Genomic DNA, 1869 nt, shown 5'->3' with positions numbered 1-1869 from the left:
CCACCTCCAAGATCGACGGTTCTGACCTGTTGAACATCCACACCTTCGGCTTCCGCGGCGAGGCGCTGCCCTCGCTTGGCGCGGTCGGGCGGCTGACGATCACCAGCCGGGCGGAAGGGCATGAAGCGGCGCAAATCCGGGTGTCGGGCGGCAGGCTGGAGCCAGTGAAACCGGCGGCGCTGCGGGCAGGCACCATTGTCGAACTGCGCGATCTGTTTTTTGCCACCCCGGCGCGGCTCAAGTTCATGCGTACGGACCGGGCCGAGAGCCAGGCGATTTCTGACACGGTGAAACGGCTGGCAATGGCGGAGCCTTCGGTTGGCTTCACCTTGCGCGATGTCTCTGGCGGAAAAACGGGCGGCGCCGAGGGGCGGGTGACCTTCCGTGCCGACCCCTTGCCGGGCGATCTGTTCGACGCGCTGCACGGGCGGCTGGCCTCGGTGCTGGGGCGTGAATTTTCCGAAAACGCACTGAAGATCGACGCCACCCGCGAAGGGATCCGGCTTTATGGCTATGCGGCGCTGCCAACCTATTCGCGCGGGGCGGCGGTGGCGCAGTTCTTGTTCGTGAACACGCGCCCGGTGAAGGATAAGATGCTGACCGGCGCGCTCAGGGCGGCCTATTTCGATTTCCTGAGCCGCGACCGGCACCCGGCGGCGGCGCTGTTCATCGATTGCGACCCGCAGCTGGTCGACGTGAATGTGCATCCCGCCAAATCCGAGGTGCGGTTCCGAGATCCCGGATTGGCACGCGGGCTGATCGTGTCTGCCCTGCGCCATGCGCTGGCAGAGGCCGGGCACCGCGCCTCAACCACAGTGGCCGGTGCGACGCTTGGGGCGATGACGCCGGAGCAGCCCACGGCCACCGGCGCGCCGCGGATCTATCAGATGGACCGGCCGTCGCTGGGCGCGCGCAGCAGTGCTTACGCGGCGCAATCCCCCGGTTTGCCGCAGGCGTCTCCCTTGGATGCGCCGCCATCGCCGGGTTTTGCCGAATTGCAGGGAGCCTTCAGCGGGCAGGTCACAGAGGTGCCCGTGGCTCCAATGGCCCCGGGTCAGGCTTCGGATGCGCCCGGGGCCGAAGCCCTGCCGCTGGGTGCGGCACGCGGTCAGGTGCATGAAAACTACATCATCGCCCAGACCCGCGACGGCATGGTCATCGTTGACCAGCACGCCGCCCATGAGCGGCTGGTTTATGAAAAGCTGAAACACCAGATGGCCGAGAACGGCGTCGCCGCACAGGCGCTGCTGATCCCGGAGATTGTCGAGCTCAGCGACAATGACTGTGCTTGCCTCTTGGGCGTGGCGGAGGAGCTGGCAAAGTTCGGCCTTGGCATCGAGCCCTTTGGCGGCAATGCCGTTGCCGTGCGCGAAACCCCGGCGATCCTGGGCGAGGTCAATGCCGAGGCGATGCTCAAGGACATTCTGGATGAGCTGTCGGACCAAGGCGAAAGCCAGCTGGTGCAAGCCAAGATCGAAGCAATCCTGAGCCGGGTAGCTTGCCATGGCTCGATCCGCTCAGGGAGGCGGATGCGGGGCGAGGAGATGAACGCGCTCTTGCGGGAGATGGAGGCAACGCCCCATTCCGGCCAGTGCAACCATGGCCGCCCCACCTATGTGGAACTGAAACTGACAGATATCGAGCGCCTGTTCGGGCGCACCTGAACAAGAACCCCCGGTAAAGGGAGGACGAGCAGTGACACTGGAACAGACCCAATGGGTCATTTACGCGCTGGCCGGGCTGGCCGCGGTTTTTGCCCTGGCAGGATTGCGTCTACGCGGGGCAGCGCGGCAGCTGGAACATGCCAATGCAGGTCTGAACCAGGAGGCGGCCGGGCTGAGCTCGACAATCTCCGGGATCAGCAGCGCC

1 protein-coding gene is annotated in these 1869 nt (G+C 65.7%); it reads left to right on the top strand.

Annotated elements, in window-relative coordinates; all coding sequences use genetic code 11:
* On the top strand, positions 1 to 1664 hold a 1664-nt coding region (gene mutL / locus A2I95_RS34670; protein WP_291737102.1), incomplete at its 5' end, for a DNA mismatch repair endonuclease MutL.
* Between the last annotated feature and the right edge of the window lie 205 nt (positions 1665 to 1869).

The sequence above is a fragment of the Leisingera sp. F5 genome, assembly GCF_001593695.1.
This window is presented reverse-complemented; position numbering and strand designations above follow the sequence as displayed.